This is a genomic window from Mesorhizobium sp. M7A.F.Ca.MR.362.00.0.0 (genome assembly GCF_004023175.1).
GTDB lineage: Bacteria > Pseudomonadota > Alphaproteobacteria > Rhizobiales > Rhizobiaceae > Mesorhizobium.
Window position 1 is genome coordinate 1 of the sequence record NZ_RZTF01000526.1, and the last position, 1,048, is coordinate 1,048.

The following is a 1,048-nucleotide window of genomic DNA, read 5'->3' on the forward strand; positions in this document are numbered from 1 at the left end:
CCGGACATCTCCCCCTCAGGGGGGGAGATCGGCAGCTTAGGCGCCGGCTTTTCCTTACCAACACCGGCGATTGGCGAAACCATCGGTGGCAGCGTAATCTCCCCCCTTGAGGGGGAGATGTCTGGCAGGACAGAGGGGGGCGCCTCGCGCAAACTTGTCGAGCATAGCCAACCCGCCAGAGACACCAACTGCCTCTCAGTCAAATCCCTCGCATGAGCCTCACGGCCTTTTTCGGCAATCATTCTTAGAGCCGCGACGGCGATGTCGCGAGCCGCACCTTCATCAGCAAACGCTAGCGGCTTCGCATTCTGCCCGTCACCCGCGACAGACACCTGCCATTGGATTCTCGCACCACTGCGCGTTGCAGCAAGCCGAACATCGGCCGTCACCGAATCCAGCCCAAGTTGCCCACCGCCATCGACAATCACCGAAACCTTCGGCCCCAACCGTTGCGCAAGCCCAGCTTCTTCGATTGCAGCCCTGATCCGTTCAGCCAGTGGCCGGGGATCGGCAATCTCCTGCGGGTCGATGCCGGCCAGCGGGCCGGTCTCCACCGGCACGCCGGTGCGCACCGCGATATCAAGCGCATCGACCTCCGCCGCCAGCAGCATCGCGCTGTCCGTCGTCAGCCCACGTATCTGCAGACTGCCGCGCGCGGTGACTTCCATGATGCCATTGCCATGCCGCAAGGCGGATTCGGCTAACCCGATCAAAAGCTTCGGCGACAATCCTCCAGAAGTCGGGCCTCCAGAAGATGGGCCTCCAGCAACCGGGTTGAGCCGCACCAAAAGCCCGTCGCCGGTTTGCATTGGCACCGACAAAGCCGGGCAGGCGCCGCGACGAGAGAAGGCGTTCATGCCGCCACCCCAAGCGCTTCTGCTTCGGCAATCAGGGCGGTGAGATCGTCATCGACGGAGTTGCGCAGGGGATGCCAGAGGCCACGCCGGCGCGCCGACAGGAAGCGCTGGGCGATGACCTTGGCAGCGGCGGGGTTCTCGCGCAGGATGAAGGCGCGGACCAGTGGATCGCCGAGATAGGCATCATGCAC

At 64.0% G+C, this 1,048-nt stretch carries 2 protein-coding genes; both read right to left on the minus strand.

Going from position 1 to position 1,048, the window contains the following annotated elements; genetic code table 11:
- Positions 1-857: precorrin-3B synthase (cobG, locus tag EOC06_RS34440; protein WP_128309907.1), on the minus strand; the 857-nt coding region annotated here is incomplete at its 3' end.
- A partial coding sequence (locus EOC06_RS44265; protein ID WP_245470322.1) for a cobaltochelatase subunit CobN occupies positions 854-1,048 on the minus strand: 195 nt, incomplete at its 5' end. The genes EOC06_RS44265 and cobG, both read right to left, overlap by 4 nt.